The sequence below is a fragment of the Methylobacterium sp. J-077 genome (genome assembly GCF_022829365.1).
Lineage (GTDB): Bacteria > Pseudomonadota > Alphaproteobacteria > Rhizobiales > Beijerinckiaceae > Methylobacterium.
Genome location: NZ_JAKSYJ010000196.1, coordinates 188,917 through 205,145, shown reverse-complemented (window position 1 = coordinate 205,145; position 16,229 = coordinate 188,917). Strand labels below are relative to the sequence as shown.

The following is a 16,229-nucleotide window of genomic DNA, read 5'->3' as shown; positions in this document are numbered from 1 at the left end:
CTACGGCGCCCCGGAATGACAAGGCGGTTCATCCTGTAGCTGCGGAACCACGGATCCGAGTATGGATCTCAGGGGCCGTTGGAGCACTGGGAGCCGGCGAAAACCTTCCTCAGCCCTGTTCCGGCTCCGACACCTTGAACCGGTTGAGCAGGCCTTCCAGCTCGTCCTGGGTCTCGTAGCGGATGCGGATCTCGCCCGAGTCCGCGTCCTTGGGCTTGTAGGTCACGTCGACCCCGAGGGCCCGGCGGATCCGCAATTCCAGGTCGCGGACCGGGGCCGGGCGCTCGGCCGAGAGGCGTGGGCGGCCGGGGCGGGGGGTGTCGGGGGCCGCGGCCTCGGCGGCCTCCGACGCCGCCATGGCCTCGACCTCGCGCACCGACAGGCCCTCGGCCACGACCCGGCGGGCCAGGGCCTCGGGATCGCGCACCGACAGGAGCGCGCGGGCATGGCCTGCGGTGAGATCCCCGGCGGTGACCCGGTCCTGCACGGCGGGCGGCAGGTTGAGCAGGCGCAGGGTGTTGGCGAGGTGGCTGCGGCTCTTGCCGAGGATCTCGGCCAGCTCCTTCTGGGTGTAAGCGAAGTCCTGCATCAGGCGCTCGTAGCCGGACGCCTCCTCGATCGGGTTGAGGTCGGCCCGCTGGACATTCTCCAGGATGGCGAATTCGAGGGAGGCGCGGTCGTCGATCTCGACGATCACCACCGGCACCTCGTCGAGGCCGCCCTTCTGGGCCGCCCGCCAGCGGCGCTCGCCGGCCACGATCTCGAAGGCGCCCGGCACGTCCGCGAGGGGGCGAACCACGATCGGCTGGATGATGCCGCGCTGGGTGATCGAGGTCGCCAGTTCCGCGAGTTCCGCCTCGCCGAAGCTGCGGCGGGGGTTGCGCGGGTTCGGGCGCAGGAACTCCACCGGGACCTTGCGCTGCGCCTCGATCTTGCCGTCGAGCTTCGCCGCCTGTCCGGCATCGCCGAAATCACCGATCAGCGCCGCGAGCCCGCGCCCGAGACGGGGTCGTGCCCCCTCCTCCGCCATCCTTGTCACCCGTGTCACGCTCCGCACTCGATCCCCACAGTTTCGGGATCACACAATCAGGCCGCCGCCGGCACCCGGCCTTCGCGCTGAATCACCTCGGAGGCGAGGCGCAGATACGCCTGGCTGCCGGCACATTTCAAATCGTAGAGCAAAGCCGGCTTGCCGTGGGACGGCGCCTCGGAGATGCGGACGTTGCGGGGGATCACGGTCTCGTAGACCTTGTCGCCCATGAAGCCGCGCACATCCGCCACCACCTGGGCGGAGAGGTTGTTGCGCGGATCGTACATCGTCAGCACGATGCCCTGGATGGTCAGCTTCGGGTTCAGCGCCCCGCGAACCTGCTCGACGGTGCGCAGCAGCTGGCTCAAACCCTCCAGCGCAAAGAATTCGCATTGCAGCGGCACCAGCACCGCGTCGGCGGCGGCCAGCGCGTTGATGGTCAGCAGGTTGAGCGAGGGCGGGCAATCGATCAACACGTAGCTGATCCGCTCCAGGCCCTTGGCCTGGGCGATGTCCTTGAGCACGCCGCGCAGCCGGTGCGCCCGGTCGGGCAGGGTAGCCAGCTCCATCTCCAGGCCGAGGAGATCCATGGTCGAGGGCGCGATCGACAGCCGCGGCACCGCCGTGGGGATCACCGCCTCGGCGAGCGTCGCCTCGCCGGTCATGACGTCGTAGGTCGAGACCTGGCGCCGGGCCCGGTCGATGCCGAGCCCCGTGGAAGCGTTGCCCTGCGGGTCGAGGTCGAGCACCAGCACGTCCTCGCCGATCGCCGCGAGCGCGGTGCCGAGGTTGATCGCCGTCGTGGTCTTGCCGACGCCGCCCTTCTGGTTGGCGAGCGCCAGGATCCGCAGGGGATGTCGCACGGACGGTCTTTCGGCAGGGGTCAAGATGGGATCGCTGGACGGATCCACGGACCGGTCGGCGGAATCGCCGAGGATCGCTTCGGTCATCGATGGCTCGGGGCGGCGAGGGCAGTGACGCGCACGATCCGGGCGTCGGAATCAGTCCGGCTCGGCACGAGGTCGTTAACGACTCTCCACTGCGCAGCCGCCTGGGTCAATTCAGCTTGCACGTCCCGGCCCTTCGGAAACAGCCCGGTGGTGCCCGTTTTCAACAGCGGCTCCGTCCAGGCGAGGAGCTGCACCATCGGCGCGAGGGCCCGGGCGCAAACGATCTCGACGCCCTGATAATCGCCGATCACCGCCTCGATCCGGGCGTTGCGCACCCGGACCGGCGCGCCGGTGAGGCGGGCGGTCTCGGTGAGGAAGGCGCATTTGCGGGCGTTGCTCTCGACCAGATCGACCCGGATGCCACGGTCGCGGCCCGCGATGGCGAGGATCAGGCCCGGGATGCCGGCCCCGGAGCCGAGATCGAGCCAGGTCCCGGCGTCGGGCGCGAGGTCGAGGAGCTGGAGGGCGTCGTCGATATGCCGGCGCCAGACCTCCGCCAGGGTGGCCAGGCCGACGAGGTTCTTGATCGGCTGCCAGCGCCGGAGCTGAGCGACGTAAAGGTCGAGTAGCTCGGCTGTTTCACGTGAAACATCGGAGGCCGCCAGGATTCGGGCGCGGTCCGGATCGCTCACGAGGCGCGACGCCCTGCATCGGGCGCAGCCCGCCGTGCATGGGCAGCCAACAGGGTGAGGGCGGCCGGGGTCACCCCCTCGATCCGGGCGGCCTGGCCAAGGGTGCCGGGCCGGACGGTCTCGAGCTTGACCCGCATCTCGTTCGAGAGGCCGCTGATCCCGGCATAATCCAGGCTGGCCGGAAGCCGCACGGCCTCGTCGCGCCGGAAGGCGGCGATGTCGGCGTTCTGCCGGTCGAGATAGACCGCGTAGGTCGCGTCGGTCTTCAGCCGGTCGGCGACGCGCGGCGACGTCTCGGCGAACTCTGGCCAGATCGCAGCGAGCTGTCCCCAGGCGATCTCGGGATAGGCCAGCAACTGGAACGCGCTGCGGCGGATGCCGTCGCGGTTCAAGCCGATGCCCTGCAGGGCCGCCTGATTCGGCGTGAGGCTTCGAGAATCGAGCAGGCTGCGCGCTTCTCGAAGCTCCGTCTGCGAGACCGAAAAATGATCGGCCCGGTGCCGGCCGACGCAGCCCAGCGCGATTCCCCGCGGCGTCAGCCGCTCGTCGGCATTGTCCACCCGCAGGGACAGGCGGTACTCGGACCGAGAGGTGAACATCCGGTACGGCTCGCTGACCCCGTGGGTCACGAGGTCGTCGATCATCACGCCGAGATAGGATTCGGCCCGGTCGAAGGTCGCACAGTCGAGGCCGCCGGCGCGGCGGGCGGCGTTGAGCCCGGCGACCAGCCCCTGGCCGGCCGCCTCCTCGTAGCCGGTGGTGCCGTTGATCTGGCCGGCCAGGAACAGGCCGGGCAGGCGCTTCACCTGGAGCCCGGCATCGAGCTCTCGCGGGTCGACGTAATCGTACTCGATGGCGTAGCCCGGCCGCAGGATCGTGGCGCGCTCCAGCCCCGGGATCAGCCGGATGATTTCGTGCTGGACCTCCTCCGGCAGGGCCGTGGAGATGCCGTTCGGATAGATCGTCGGATCGTCCAGCCCCTCCGGCTCGAGGAAGATCTGGTGACCTTCCCGGTCGCCGAAGCGGACCACCTTGTCCTCGATCGACGGGCAGTAGCGCGGCCCCCGGCTGGCGATGCCGCCGGAATACATTGGCGAGCGATGCAGGTTGGCCCGGATCAGGTCGTGGACCGCCTGGGTGGTCCGGGTGATGCCGCAGCGGATCTGCGGCGTGGTGATCTTCTGGGTCAGCGTCGAGAATGGCACCGGCTCGGCATCGGCCTCCTGCATCTCCAGGCCCGACCAGTCGATGGTCCGACCGTCGAGGCGGGGCGGAGTGCCGGTCTTGAGCCGGCCAAGCCGCAGGCCGAGCCGGTCGAGGGTCTGGGCCAGCCCGATCGCCGGCGCCTCGCCGACCCGGCCGGCCGGGATCTGGCGCTCGCCGATATGGATCAGCCCGCGCAGGAAGGTGCCGGTGGTGAGCACCACGGCGGCGCAGGCGATCGCTCGGCCATCCGCCAGAACGAGGCCGGAGAGCCGGCCCTCTGAGTCGAGGACCAGATCCTCGCAGGCGCCCGCCACCACGGTGAGGCCGTCCGTCTCGGCGATGGCCGCCTGCATGGCGGCGGCGTAGAGTTTCCGGTCGGCCTGGGTGCGGGGACCGCGCACGGCCGGTCCCTTGCGGCGGTTGAGCAGCCGGAACTGGATGCCGGCCGCATCCGTGACCCGGCCCATCAGCCCGTCCAGGGCATCGACCTCGCGCACGAGATGGCCCTTGCCGAGCCCCCCGATGGCGGGATTGCACGACATCGCCCCGATCGTGGCGGGGTCGTGGGTGACGAGCGCCGTGCGGGCGCCGCAGCGCGCGGCCGCAGCGGCCGCCTCGACGCCGGCATGGCCGCCGCCGACGACCACGACGTCGAACCGGTCGGATGAGGTGATGCGCATGCGGGTGATTACGCGGGCGTGGCCGGGACGGTCAACGCGTCCGGTCGCAGGACCGTTGGATCGAGGCGGGGAGGAGGCTGTCGTTTCGGCGGCTGCCATCGCTGGCAAGCGAGCGCTTCGCATGCCCCAGCAGTGAATACGGCATTCACGATCGATCGGAAAGTCACGGCGGCCGAGCGCGAGGTCGGTCACACACCTCGCGACCGACTTACCCAGCCGCGCAAGACATCACTCGCGTCTTGATCGTTTTCGCTTGCCGTGCCAGCATCCCAATACAAACGAAATCCTGAACGGACAACGGCGTCCGGCAGGCCCCGGGAATGGGACTGTCTCGCAGCGTCGAGGGCGACGCGCGATGAGGAGGGATTGATTGCTATGTCCGCGTTGACGATCGGCCTGGGCGCCGCCTGCTGCGCGGCCGGGGCCGCCGCCCATTTCCTCGACCCCACGCAGCGCAAGGAAGGGCTGTTCGGCCTGGCGGCCTTCGCGCTGCTGATGACCGGGATGTTCCTGACGCGGGCCTAGACCCCGCCGCGGCCAGAGGACGAACCCCGCAGCCGTCTCACCCGGTCATGGCCGTGGCGGTGTACCCGGCCTTGGTCAGGGCCTCGGCGATGACCAGGGCCTGGGCGCCGGTGCGGATCGCGACGCGGCCGGAATCGCGGTCGACCCGGATTTCGGCCGCCGGGTCGATCCGGTTGACCGCGCGGGTCACCGCGGCGGCGCAACCGTCGCAGGTCATGCCCTCAACCTGCATCAGCAGGTCGGCGTGCGTCTCGTCCATCCAGGCCTCCGTGAACCGTGTCGCCAGCATGTCGGGGCGCGGCGCGGCCGGTGCAAGGAGCCTCAGAACTGCGCCGGCATGCGGAACGCGTAATCGATCTTCAGGCCGAACTGGAACTGGTCGGGGTTGCCGAACGGGCGCCGCACCAGCGGGCTGTCGCCCGACGCGCCCAGGATCCGGGTGTAGCCGGCATAGCCGGTATAGGCCCAGGTCTCGTTCGGGGTGTAGGTCACGGCGCCGAGCACGCCCGCCGAGTAGAAGCTGCCGGGATTGTACGGGGTCACCCGGCCGTTGAGCGCCGCCTCGGCCGGCGACACGCCGAAGTATTTCCGGGCGTAGCTGGCATCGCCGATATTGAAGCGCGGGCCGAGCGAGAACAGGAACTGGTCCATCGCCATCAGGTAGTCCGCCGCCACCGAGCCGACCGTGCCGTGATGCCCGTACACGCCCTGGCGGGCCTCGACGCGGGTGCGAATGAACGAGGTCGGGTAGAACTCGGCGAACACGCCGGGCTCGAGGGCGATGCGCGCGTCCCGGAAGCCGAACAGGTGACGCCGGTCGTCGCCGTAATAGCGGCCCGGCACGATGCGGGCGGTCGGGCCGATCCGGAACACGGGGTCGTCGTAGAGCGAGAAACTGAAGCCGTCGTCGGGCGTCGAGAAGCGGCGCGGCTCGCCGGCCTTGCGGATGTCGATCGAGGGATAGCCCACCGCGGTGTAGTCCGACGCGCCGGGATAGCGCGGGATAGCCTGGAGCGAGGCGCTGACGGTGACGATCCAGATGCTCGGGTCAACGGCGCCCGGATCGACCTGGGTGAAGACCGGCATCGGGCGCGACGGCGCCGCTCCGAGATCCGCGGCCACGGTCGGCGCAGCGCCGAGGGCGAGAACGAGGGCGCCGACGGACGAGGCGGCACGACGGAGGGAGCGGAACATCGGGACGCACTTCGGAACGCTTGGAGGCACGATCGTCATAGCCACGCTTTATGCCGCCTTTTCTTCCCATCGACATGAGCGCCCGGCGCAACCCTCGCCCGATCGCGCGCAAACCGGCCGCCCGTGACGATTCAGCAACGTTTCCGCGGGCGCCGGCATCACACCGGGCGGAATTCGCACCCGCTCGCCTTGCCGGGCGAGCCGCGCGGCGACAAAGATCGCGCTATCGGTCTTCGCCCGCCGAATCATGGCCCGGGACTTCTCCCGGCGGCGGGTGCGGGCCCCTGTTAGGTGTTGTCACGATGATCCCGGTCCTCCGCCGGTACGCGGGGTTGTTGGCGGCCGGGCTTCTGGCGCTCGTCGTGCTCGGACCGCTCGCGGTGTTCGCGCCGCTGATGAGTGCCCTGGCGCTCGGCACGCTCGCCGTCGTCGCGGCCGGCATCGCCCAGGCGCGTACCGCCTCCCTGAAGGCACGCTGCGAGAAGCTGTCCGGCGAGGTCGACCTGCTGTCCCGGCGCCTGCTGAAGGCCGAGACCGCCGCGGTGCCGCCGCGGCCGGAGGCGGGCGACGCCGCGCTCCGGGCCGAGGTCGAGGAATTGACCGTCGAGCTCGGGCTGCTCAGCGGCATCGTGCGCGACCTGACCCATGTGGTCAGCACCCAGGATTCCGAGATCGCCAGCCTGAAGGACCGGCCGGAGCCGCGCCAGGAGCCTGTGCGCGGCCCGGCCGCCCCGGAACGCGAGGGCCCGGCGCTCGCGAGCCGTCCGAGCGCGATCCCGCCGACGGCCCCGACCGCGCCGCAGCCCGTCGCGCCCGCTCGGCCGATCATCCCGGAAACACCGCCCGAGCCGGCCCCCGCGCCGCGGCCGATCCCGCCCCGTCCGGCCCCCCGCGCGCCCGCGCCCTGGGCCGAGAGCGAGGCCGCGATCGTCCGGGCCTTCGAGGCCGACGCGCTGGAGATCCACCTGCAGCCGGTGGTGACCCTGCCCCAGCGCAAGGTCACGGCCTACGAGGCCCTGGCCCGCCTGCGGGTCGAGGGCCAGCTCATGGAGCCCGAGGCGTTCCTGCCGGCGTTGGAGCGCTACGGCCGCACCACCGAGCTCGACCGGCGCATGCTGCAGCGGGCCGCCGTCGTGGCGCGCCACCTCGCCCGCCGGGGCAGCGAGACCATGCTGACCTACGGGTTGTCACCGCTCTCGCTGTTCGAGCCCGGCCTGCTGCGGGAACTGGCCCGCACCGTGGCGGAGGATGCCGCCCTGGCTGGGCTGGCGATCGCCCTGCCGCAGGCGAGCTGGCACGGCCTCGATGGCGGGCAGCGGGGCCTGCTCCTGCCGCTGCGCGGCCGGATCGGGTTCAGTCTCGACCGGGTGGACGATCTGCGCTTCGATGTGGCCCAGCTCGCGGGGCTCGGGGTTGGCCAGGTCAAGGTGCCGGCCGAGATGCTGCTGCGCCCGGGGCCGGAGCGGCGGAGGCTGTCGGACATCGCCATCGAGGATCTGGCGCCCGTCCTGGCCCGGGCCGGCATCCGCCTGGTCGCCACCGGAATCACCGACGAGGCGGACGTGCCGGACCTGATCGACCTCGACGTGCCCTACGCCCAGGGCACGGCCTTCGCGGCGCCGCGGCCGGTCCGCGCCGAGGTTCTGGCCACGCCCCTGCCCGAGGCGCCGACCCCGCCGCCCGCCGAGCCGGAGCCCGAGCGGCGGCCGTTCCGCTCGGTCCTGCGCAGGGCCGTCTGATTGGCCGTTTGAGCGACGCCCGTCACCAAAAAATCTGCAGGCGTCCCAGGACGGTGTCCACCGAGAACGGCGCGGTGCCCAGGGCATCGGACTGGGCCGCACCCGGCTGCACACGGCCGTGGATGACGTTCGCGATCAGGCGCAGGTTCGGCTCGGGGTACCAGCTCAGGCCCAGGCTCATATCCCGCTCGGCGCCGCCGCGAAACCCCCGGGCGTTCAGTTCGATGGCGCTGTAGCGGGCGGACAGCTCGAACACGCCGAAGCCGCCCCGGGAGACCCTTTGGTCGTCCCGCGGCTGGACGCCCTTGAAGGTCGCGTAGGTGGTGCCGCCTTTCGGGGCCAGCGCGTAGGCGCGGCCCGCCCCGTTCAGCACCCAGCCGGCCTCGACATAGCCGCCCTGGAAGGCGAGGCTGGGGACGGTCTCGCCCGGGCCGCCGAACCGGTCGATCGCGGCGCGGATAAACTCGGCCTGCACCAGGAACGGGCCGTTGCGATAGGCGAACTCGGCGCCGATCCGGGACACACGCGCCACGTCCGGCAGGTCGCCGGTGTCGACGAAGGAACGCGTGAACAGGAACGCTTCGGGCGGGGTCGAGACGTTGAAAGGCCCGTCGCCCCGGGTGCGGCTCTGGATGATGCCGGCGAGCCCGAGATGCAGGGTCTCCCGCTCCTCCAGGATCGGCGCCACCGTGGCCCGGCCCGCGGCCGCCACCCCGTCGCCGGTGATGCCGTTGCTGGCGGCGTCGCCGAACACGCTCGCCACGGCGGTCCAGGCCTGCCCGTGATGCCCGACCGCGAAGCCGAAGCGGCGGTCCGGCACGAAGGCGTTGGCCAGGGATCGCTCGGCGAACAGCGTATCGTTGTTGCTCTGCAGCCATTCGAGGCTGAACGGCACCTTCATGTTGCCGAGCGTCAGGATCGTGTCCGGCAGGCCCTTCCAGGCGATATAGGCGTCGTTGATCGGCAGGATCGGATCGCTGAAATCGTACTGGAAGGCGACGACCCAATCCTGGCCGATGGTGAGCGTCGGCTCGATCCACGCGCGGCGCACCGCGACGCTGTCGGGGAAGGTCTCGGCCAGGCCCGGCCGGCTGAAGCTCGCCGCGCCGGCATCGATGTGCAGGCGGCCGCCGATCTGGAGCTGCACCTCCGGCTCGGGAAAGCCGAGCGTGAGGCCCTTGGCGTCATAGCGCAGGCGCTCGCCGGAGGGGCCGACCATGCCCTCGATCGCGTCCTCGGCCGCGCCGGCGGGCGACGCGGCGGCCAGCGACAGGACCAGCAGGGCAGGGGCACGGCGTATTCCCATCGCGGGCCACAGAGCAGGTTAGGGAGGCCCCGCCAATCACGTCAGGCAGCGAACGGCGGAATCACCGCGTGCGTGATCCCGCGGCCACGGCCCCGTGACGGATAGCCGGCCGCGTGCCGAGCTTCGGATCCCGGGTCAGGGCTTTCCAGTCGCGGCCGGTCGCGCGGACGGCAATCGGGCGGCAGCCAGCAGCCCGATCAGGGCGGCGAAGGCCAGCAAAACCATAACCCGGGCAAAGCCGCCCGTGCCGAACGCCACGGCGCCGAGGGTGACGCCGATGCTGCCGCCCAGCAGCGTGCAGCTATTGACGATGCCGGAGCCCTGGCCCGCCTGCGGCCCGGGGATCTCGGCCAGCGCCAGGCGCGGCGCGATCGCGTAGGGCACGGCCAGGCCCGCTCCGAGCCAGAACAGCCCGAACCCGAGGAGCGGGAGCGTGCGGGCTCCGAAGGCCCACGCCACACCCGGAGCCGCCGCGGCGACCACCAGCAAAGCCGCCCCGATGGTCCGCCGCACCCCGAACCGTGCCGCGAGCCGGGGGGCGAGCAGCGCGAAGGCGAGCAGGCCCGCGCTCATCGGCAGGAGCAGGGCCCCCGCGGCGATGGCGCTGAGGCCGAGGCCGTCCGGTCTCTGGGATTCGAGGTTGAAGAACAGCAGCAGCGGCAGGATGCAGACCATCGCGGTGGTGGCGATGACCAGGGCCGGCCTGAAGCCCCGCGTCGCGAACAGGCCGAAATCGACCAGTGGGTCGGACCGGCGCCGCTCCTGGCGCACGAACAGCGCGAAGGCCAGGAGCGCGAGGCCGAGCGGCACGGCCAGCCGGAGAGGCGCCCGGCCGACATGGGTGAGCCCCTGCAGGGCGAAGATCGTGGCGACCATCGCGACGGCCAGGGCCACGAAGCCGAACCCGTCGAACCGGTACCGCCCGGCTGCCGGCACCGCGGGGCGGCGCGGTCCCGCGACCCACAGGCCGCAGGCGGCCAGCACGATGGCGGTCCCGTCCGCCCAGAAGATCACGCGCCAGCCGGTGAGATGGGTCAGGATACCCCCGATCAGCGGTCCGATGCTGAAGCCGAGCATCAAGGACCCGCCCCAGGCGCCGATCGCCGCCGCGCGGCGTTCGGACGGGCTCGCGACGCTGATCGCCGCCAGGGTGCTGGGAATCGACAGGGCTGCGCCGAGGCCCTGGAGCGCGCGGCCGGCGAGCAGCAAGTCCGCGTCCCGCGCCAGCGCGATCACGGCGGAGGCGAGGGCGAAGAGCAGCAGGCCGGCCACGGAGGCCCGGGCGGCGCCGATCCGGTCGGTGATGGCGCCCCCCAGCATCACGCAGGCGGCGGCCGCCACGAGATAGGCGTTCACCGCCCAGGCCAGGTGGCCGGCATCCAGCGCGAGATCGCGCCGCATGGTCGGCAGGGCGGTCATGATCGCCGTGCCGTTGATCCCGATGGCCAGCATGCCGAGGCCGCACGACAGGACGACGAGACGCGCGCCCGCCGTCCCGGCACTCATGCGCCGGACGCCCCGTCCAGCCGCGCCCGGATGAAGCGCCCCGCGCTCGCCAGGGAGCGCCGGCCGGCCGCGACCTCCGGGTAGAACAGGTGCCAGGCGTGGATCATGTGCGGCCAGACCTCCAGCTCCACCGCCACATCCGCCGCCGCGGCCACTCCGGCGAGCCGCAGGGCATCGTCGAGGAGGGTCTCCGCGGAGCCGACCTGGATGAGCGTCGGCGGCAGGCCGGCGAGGTCGGCCTGGATCGGCGAGACCAGCGGGTCCCCGGGATCGGCGCCGTTGAGATAGGCACTCGCCAGCTCGGCGAGGTAGGCCCGGCTGATCAGCGGATCGATGGCGGCCTTGGTGTCCAGGCTCCCGCCCGTGAGCGCGAGGTCGGTCCAGGGCGAGCTGAGCCACAGGCAGCCGGGCAGGGGCATCCCCCGCGCCCGCAGCGACAGGGCGGTCGCCACGGCGAGGCCGCCGCCCGCGCTCTCGCCGGCCAGGGCGATGCGCTCGGGCGCGAACCCGGATTCGAGCAGGAACCGATAGCCGGCGAGCGCATCGCCGATCGCCGCCGGGTACGGGTGCTCGGGGGCGAGCCGGTAGGCGAGGGCGAGGGTGCGGGTCCCCGCTTCCCGGCCCACCTGGGCGACCATGTGGCGGTGGCTCGCCAGCGACCCCGAGACGTAGCCGCCGCCATGCAGGAACAGGATCACCCGGTCCCGGTCGGCCGCCGGCGTCGCGGTCCATTCCGCGGGCACGTCCCGGGCCTTGGCCGGCTGGACATGGACATCGTCCGGCAGGGGGTAAGGGGATCCCAGCGCATCCACGCGGGCGCGGCGGGCCGCGAGATCGGCCGGCCGCGGGCTGGCCGCCAGGCGGGCGCGGATCCGGTCGATGTCGCTGGCATCAGGCGAAGGGGTCGGCATCGTCGGCTCTCGGCGCGGCGGGAATACAGTCACGATGGCCGGAGCCACGTGATCGGCCAAGATGAGCGCGATCCCGTTGCTGACGCAACTGGAGGTTTGACGGACTTGAAAAATTGCAGGGCGCTGCCCTGCACCCGCAAAAGGTCACGGACCTTTTGAAACCTCGGGTTTCCCGTCGGTGCGCCCGGGCGCGCCGGACGAACCCTAGACCGCCACGTTGTCGATCAGGCGGGTCCGGCCGAGGAAGGCGGCCACCAGGACCCGGGCAGGTCCGTCCACCCGCTCGACCGGCGCCAGGGTCCGGGCGTCGCAGATGGCGAGGTACTGCACCTGGAAGCCCGCCGCCTCCAGCGCCGCGCGTCCCTCGACGACCGGGCCGGCGACCGGGCTGCCGCCCCGGACCGCGGCGGCGATCTCGGCCAGCGCCGCGTGAAGTCTTGGGGCCACCGCCCGCTCGGCGGGCGAGAGGTAGCGGTTGCGCGACGACAGGGCGAGGCCGTCCCCCTCCCGCACGGTCGGCACGCCCCGGATCTCCACCGGCAGGTCGAGATCGGCCACCGCCTGCTGGATCACCCGGAGCTGCTGGAAATCCTTTTCGCCGAACAGCGCGACGTCCGGCCCGACCTGGTTCAGGAGCTTGGTCACCACCGTGGCGACCCCGGAGAAATGGCCGGGCCGGAACGGGCCGCACAGCCCCTCGGTCAGCCCGGCGACATCGATCCGGGTCCTGAAGCCCGCCGGGTACATAGTCTCGACGGCGGGTGTCCAGGCGGCGTCGGTGCCGGCCAGGCCGAGCAGGGCGAGATCGGCATCGAGGTCACGCGGGTAGCGCGAAAAGTCCTCGTTCGGGCCGAACTGGGTCGGGTTCACGAAGATGCTCGCCACCACCCGCCGGCCGATCCGCCGGGCCTCGGTCACCAGGGCAAGATGGCCCTCGTGCAGTGCCCCCATGGTCGGCACCAGCACCACGCGCTCGCCTGCGGCGCGCCAACCGGCCACGGTCCGGCGCAGGGTGGCGAGATCGGTGAAACGCTGGGGGGTCGATTCGGGCACGGGTCGGGCTCCGCGGCGGGGCGCCGATCTAGAGCATGATCCGTTGGCGTGGAACCCGCCCGAGCTCAGGGGCAGTACGGCAGCAGGGACCGGCCGAACGGGTCGTCGACGCCGAGTGGCGGCGTGAAGCCGTAATAGCTCGGATGCGACAGGCCGTATTCGGAACCGACATAGCTCGGGTCGTCCTGCGCGTTGGTCGGCACCGGCACCCGGCGGGGCGTGCAGCCCACCGGAACCGCCCGGGTGCGAAGGCTGTAGACCGGCGGCCGGTCGATCCCATCATTGCGCGGAAAGAAGCGGGGGCCGCTGCGGGTCACGGTGTCGTAGCCGCCGCGCACGTCGAGATCCGCTGCCGGTGCGCCGTGCCCGGTGATCAGCAGGGCCAGGCCGAGGGCCGTCCCGATCGCGTGTCGCCCCGTCACCCGCATGCCCGACCCGTCCCCGTTCCGTGGCAGGGTGCGGGAACAGGGTAAACGGCGGCTTACGCCTGCGGCGCGGTTCAGGTCAGCGGCACCACTAAAGCCGCGAGGGCGGCTACAAGATCGCCCTCGGTCAGGCGGATCTGCAGGCCACGCCCGCCGCCGTTGATGTGGATCTCGGCCGCCGGGTCCAACAGCGAGCCGGCATCGATCGCGGTCGGAAACACCCGCTTCTGCCCAAGAGGGCTGATGCCGCCGACATGGTAGCCGGTCAGGCGCTCGGCGTCGGCGGGCTTGAGCATCGCCGCCGCCTTGCCGGAAAACGCCGCGGCGACCCGCTTCATCGCGACCTCCTTGTCGGAGGCGACCAGCAGGCAGACAGTCTTGCCGTCCACCGCCGCCATCAGGGTCTTGACCACCCGGCCGGGCGCGATGCCGAGCGCTTCGGCGGCCTGGAGGCCGATGCGCGGGGCATCCGGGTCGTACTCGTAGGCGTGCAGGCTGTAGCGCAGGCCGGCCCTGTCGAGGGCCTGGGTCGCGCGGGTGGTCTTGGCGAGCGTCTTGGCCATGGCGGTCTTCGGTCAGGCTGCGCCCGCCCGTGCGGCGACGAGCCGGCCGATCTCCGCATAGGCCGCCTCCACCGCCTCGGCCGGGACCTGGGCGCCGGTGATGTACACGCAGGCGAAGACCGGCGCATGGCCCGGCGGACGCAGGATCGCCACGTCGTTGAACGTGCCATTGTCGCCGGTGCCGGTCTTGTCGCCGGCGGTCCAGTCCGGCGGCAGCCCGGCCCGGATGCGCTTCAGCCCGGTCCGGGATGCGACCATCCAGGCCTCCAGCCGCGCGCGCGAGGCGACTGACAGGACGGACCCGCGCAGCACCCGCCCGAGGGTCTCGCGCATCGCCGCCGGGCTGGTGGTGTCGCGCGGGTCGCCGGGCAGCGCGGTGTTCAGGGTTGGCTCGTCGCGGTCGAGGCGGGTGACGGGATCGCCGATGCCGTGGAGCCAGCGGGTCAGCGCCGCGGGATTGCCCAAAGCCGCCAGCAGCAGGTTGGCCGCGCTGTTGTCGCTCCATTCGAGCGCGGCGGCGCAGAGATCCGACACGGTCATCCGTCCGGTGCCGCCGCCGGCTTCCAGAGCCTTCCGGGTCACCGGCGCGTAGCTCAGGAGGTCGTGCGGTCCGAAGGCGATGACCCGGTCCAGGGATTCGCTCCCCGCATCGACCCGGGCCAGCACGGCGGCGGCGGCCAGGACTTTGAAGGTGCTGCACATCGGGAACAGCTCGTCCGCCCGATGGCTCAGGAGGACGCCCGCCTGGGTGCCCGCCGAGACCCCGAGCCGCCCGCCGAGCTGGCCCTCGATGGCGGTCAGTGCAGGCTCAGACGCCTCGGCACGGGCGAGCCCGCTGCGCAGGATCAGCGGCGCGGTGAAGACGCTCAAGCAGGCAGTGCGGCGGGTCCAGGCAGTCATGACGTGATTCGATCTGTCGGCGGCATCGCTGGAAATCTGATGGCCTAGCTTGGCCATTCGATGGCAGCGGATGGAGCAGCGGCGCTGGAATAGCTACACAAGCAGGATCGCGTGTTTCACGTGAAACGTGCCTTCGAGATCCACGCGACGGCCGACATTCGCCAACGACGAAACCATGACCGAGACCGAAACCCTCTTCGCCCCCGCCAGCGGCTTCGGCCGCGCGGCCGTCTCGGTGATCCGCATCAGCGGACCGGCCGCCGGGCCGGTGCTCGTCGCCCTCGGCGGCGCCTTGCCCCCGCCCCGGCGGCTGTCCCTGCGGAGCTTGCGGGACCCCGCCGACGGCACCGAACTCGACCGGGCCTTGGTCGCGTGGTTCCCGGGTCCCGATACCTATAGCGGCGAAGACATGGTCGAGCTGCATCTGCATGGCGGGACGGCGGTGCGGCTGGGCGTGCTCACCGCGCTCGCCCGGATGCCGGGCTGCCGCGCCGCCGGTCCGGGCGCCTTCACCCGCCGGGCGGTGCTCAATGGCCGGATGGACCTGGCCGAGGCCGAGGCGGTGGCCGACCTGATCGACGCCGAGACCGAGGGGCAGCGCCGCCAGGCCCTGCGCCAGCTCGACGGCGCATTGAGCCGCCAGGTCGCCGCGTGGCGGGAAGAGGCGATCGATTGCCTCGCCGCGGCGGAAGCCGCCCTCGACTTCTCCGACGAGGGCGATGTCGATGAGGCCGGCCTCGACGCCGCCCTGTTCGGCCGCGCCGCCGCCCTGTGCCAGGCCATCGCCACCGCGCTGCATGACGGCCGCCGGGGCGAGCGCCTGCGCGACGGCTTTTTCGTCGTGCTGGCGGGCGCCCCCAATGCCGGGAAATCGACCCTGCTGAACGCCCTCAGCCGCCGGGACGTCGCGATCGTATCGGATGTGCCGGGCACCACCCGGGATGCCATCGAGGTCCGCCTCGATCTCGGCGGCCTGCCGGTTTTCTTAGTGGACACCGCCGGCCTTCGTGAGACTGCCGAGCCGGTGGAGGCGGAAGGTATCCTGCGCAGCCGCGCCCACATCGGCGCCGCCGATCTGGTGCTGGCCCTCGTGCCCCCGGACGGCGCGATGCCGGATCTCGGCCCGGCGGAGGTCCGCACACTCACGGTGCTCACCAAAGCCGATCTGTTTGCCGGCTCCTCAAATGCCATCCCGCACGAGGCGATCGCCGTTTCAGCCCGGACGGGGACCGGCCTTGAGGTGCTGCTCGACGCGATCCAGGACGAGGCGGAGGCTGGGCTGGGCACCGGCGACGCGCTGGTGACCCGAGCTCGTCACCGGGCGGCGCTCGAGGCCTGCGTGGCGCATCTCGACCGGTTGCTCGCAGGCGAGGGCGCCTCGCCCGAACTCGCCGCCGAGGATCTGCGCCTCGCCGTCCGGTCCCTCGGCGAGGTCGGCGGCCATGTCGGTGTCGAGGACGTGCTGGACCGGCTGTTCTCGGGGTTCTGTATCGGAAAGTAGTTTTATTAGTCGGCACATTATTTAGGACGCGGCCGGTGTTTTTGATGGTATTGAAATGGGTTACGGGGATTCTTCCCACCTCCACCCTCATTCTGAGATGCCGCGTCA

At 71.7% G+C, this 16,229-nt stretch carries 16 protein-coding genes; 3 read left to right on the top strand and 13 right to left on the bottom strand.

Features of this window, described 5'->3' with window-relative positions; translation table 11 throughout:
* Nucleotides 1-109 precede the first annotated feature (109 nt).
* From MKL11_RS23610 to mnmG, 4 genes are read right to left on the bottom strand one after another with little or no spacing between them, the layout of a single operon-like run.
* Nucleotides 110-1,030 (bottom strand): ParB/RepB/Spo0J family partition protein, encoded by a 921-nt coding sequence (locus MKL11_RS23610; RefSeq protein WP_243947829.1) that lies wholly within the window; start codon nucleotides 1,028-1,030, stop codon nucleotides 110-112.
* A gap of 56 nt (nucleotides 1,031-1,086) precedes the next feature.
* Nucleotides 1,087-1,980 carry a ParA family protein gene (locus MKL11_RS23605; protein WP_243947784.1) on the bottom strand — a complete coding sequence of 298 codons (894 nt, stop codon included), beginning with the start codon at nucleotides 1,978-1,980 and terminating at the stop codon, nucleotides 1,087-1,089.
* Nucleotides 1,977-2,612: a 16S rRNA (guanine(527)-N(7))-methyltransferase RsmG gene (gene rsmG, locus MKL11_RS23600; protein WP_243947782.1), complete on the bottom strand. Its 636-nt coding sequence runs from the start codon at nucleotides 2,610-2,612 to the stop codon at nucleotides 1,977-1,979. The genes MKL11_RS23605 and rsmG overlap by 4 nt, the downstream gene beginning before the upstream one ends.
* The gene (gene mnmG, locus MKL11_RS23595) at nucleotides 2,609-4,498 is read right to left on the bottom strand and encodes a tRNA uridine-5-carboxymethylaminomethyl(34) synthesis enzyme MnmG (protein ID WP_243947780.1); all 1,890 of its coding nucleotides are present in this window, start codon (nucleotides 4,496-4,498) and stop codon (nucleotides 2,609-2,611) included. The genes rsmG and mnmG overlap by 4 nt, the downstream gene beginning before the upstream one ends.
* A gap of 375 nt (nucleotides 4,499-4,873) precedes the next feature.
* Here mnmG and MKL11_RS23590 point away from each other — a divergent pair, with 375 nt between their 5' ends.
* On the top strand, nucleotides 4,874-5,023 hold the full coding sequence (locus tag MKL11_RS23590; RefSeq protein WP_243947779.1) for a hypothetical protein: 150 nt from the start codon (nucleotides 4,874-4,876) through the stop codon (nucleotides 5,021-5,023).
* 37 nt (nucleotides 5,024-5,060) lie between these two features.
* Here MKL11_RS23590 and MKL11_RS23585 read toward each other — a convergent pair whose 3' ends face one another.
* Nucleotides 5,061-5,282, bottom strand: a complete 222-nt coding sequence (locus tag MKL11_RS23585; RefSeq protein ID WP_243947778.1) for a heavy-metal-associated domain-containing protein — start codon at nucleotides 5,280-5,282, stop codon at nucleotides 5,061-5,063.
* 62 nt (nucleotides 5,283-5,344) lie between these two features.
* Entirely contained in the window at nucleotides 5,345-6,217 is an 873-nt protein-coding gene (locus MKL11_RS23580; RefSeq protein ID WP_243947777.1) for a MipA/OmpV family protein, read from the bottom strand.
* A gap of 302 nt (nucleotides 6,218-6,519) precedes the next feature.
* On the opposite strand from MKL11_RS23580, the gene MKL11_RS23575 reads away from it, so the two are divergent.
* Complete coding sequence (locus tag MKL11_RS23575; RefSeq protein WP_243947776.1) at nucleotides 6,520-7,956, top strand: EAL domain-containing protein; 1,437 nt, start codon at nucleotides 6,520-6,522, stop codon at nucleotides 7,954-7,956.
* A 22-nt stretch (nucleotides 7,957-7,978) separates the two neighbouring features.
* Here the strand turns inward: MKL11_RS23575 and MKL11_RS23570 are convergent, their stop codons facing one another.
* The 7 genes from MKL11_RS23570 to bla all read right to left on the bottom strand — a co-directional run bounded on the left by MKL11_RS23570 (nucleotide 7,979) and on the right by bla (nucleotide 14,620).
* The gene (locus tag MKL11_RS23570) at nucleotides 7,979-9,262 is read right to left on the bottom strand and encodes an OprO/OprP family phosphate-selective porin (RefSeq protein WP_243947775.1); all 1,284 of its coding nucleotides are present in this window, start codon (nucleotides 9,260-9,262) and stop codon (nucleotides 7,979-7,981) included.
* 135 nt (nucleotides 9,263-9,397) lie between these two features.
* Nucleotides 9,398-10,768 carry an MFS transporter gene (locus MKL11_RS23565; protein WP_243947774.1) on the bottom strand — a complete coding sequence of 457 codons (1,371 nt, stop codon included), beginning with the start codon at nucleotides 10,766-10,768 and terminating at the stop codon, nucleotides 9,398-9,400.
* Nucleotides 10,765-11,679: an alpha/beta hydrolase gene (locus tag MKL11_RS23560; protein ID WP_243947773.1), complete on the bottom strand. Its 915-nt coding sequence runs from the start codon at nucleotides 11,677-11,679 to the stop codon at nucleotides 10,765-10,767. The genes MKL11_RS23565 and MKL11_RS23560 overlap by 4 nt, the downstream gene beginning before the upstream one ends.
* Before the next feature lie 204 nt (nucleotides 11,680-11,883).
* Entirely contained in the window at nucleotides 11,884-12,732 is an 849-nt protein-coding gene (gene panC / locus MKL11_RS23555; RefSeq protein ID WP_313900775.1) for a pantoate--beta-alanine ligase, read from the bottom strand.
* 65 nt (nucleotides 12,733-12,797) lie between these two features.
* Nucleotides 12,798-13,160, bottom strand: a complete 363-nt coding sequence (locus MKL11_RS23550) for a hypothetical protein (RefSeq protein ID WP_243947771.1) — start codon at nucleotides 13,158-13,160, stop codon at nucleotides 12,798-12,800.
* A 71-nt stretch (nucleotides 13,161-13,231) separates the two neighbouring features.
* A complete protein-coding gene (locus MKL11_RS23545) occupies nucleotides 13,232-13,720 on the bottom strand; it encodes a YbaK/EbsC family protein (RefSeq protein ID WP_243947769.1) in 489 nt (162 codons plus the stop codon).
* Between the two features lie 12 nt (nucleotides 13,721-13,732).
* On the bottom strand, nucleotides 13,733-14,620 hold the full coding sequence (gene bla / locus MKL11_RS23540) for a class A beta-lactamase (protein ID WP_243947767.1): 888 nt from the start codon (nucleotides 14,618-14,620) through the stop codon (nucleotides 13,733-13,735).
* A gap of 175 nt (nucleotides 14,621-14,795) precedes the next feature.
* On the opposite strand from bla, the gene mnmE reads away from it, so the two are divergent.
* Nucleotides 14,796-16,121, top strand: a complete 1,326-nt coding sequence (gene mnmE / locus MKL11_RS23535) for a tRNA uridine-5-carboxymethylaminomethyl(34) synthesis GTPase MnmE (protein WP_243947765.1) — start codon at nucleotides 14,796-14,798, stop codon at nucleotides 16,119-16,121.
* Nucleotides 16,122-16,229 lie beyond the last annotated feature (108 nt).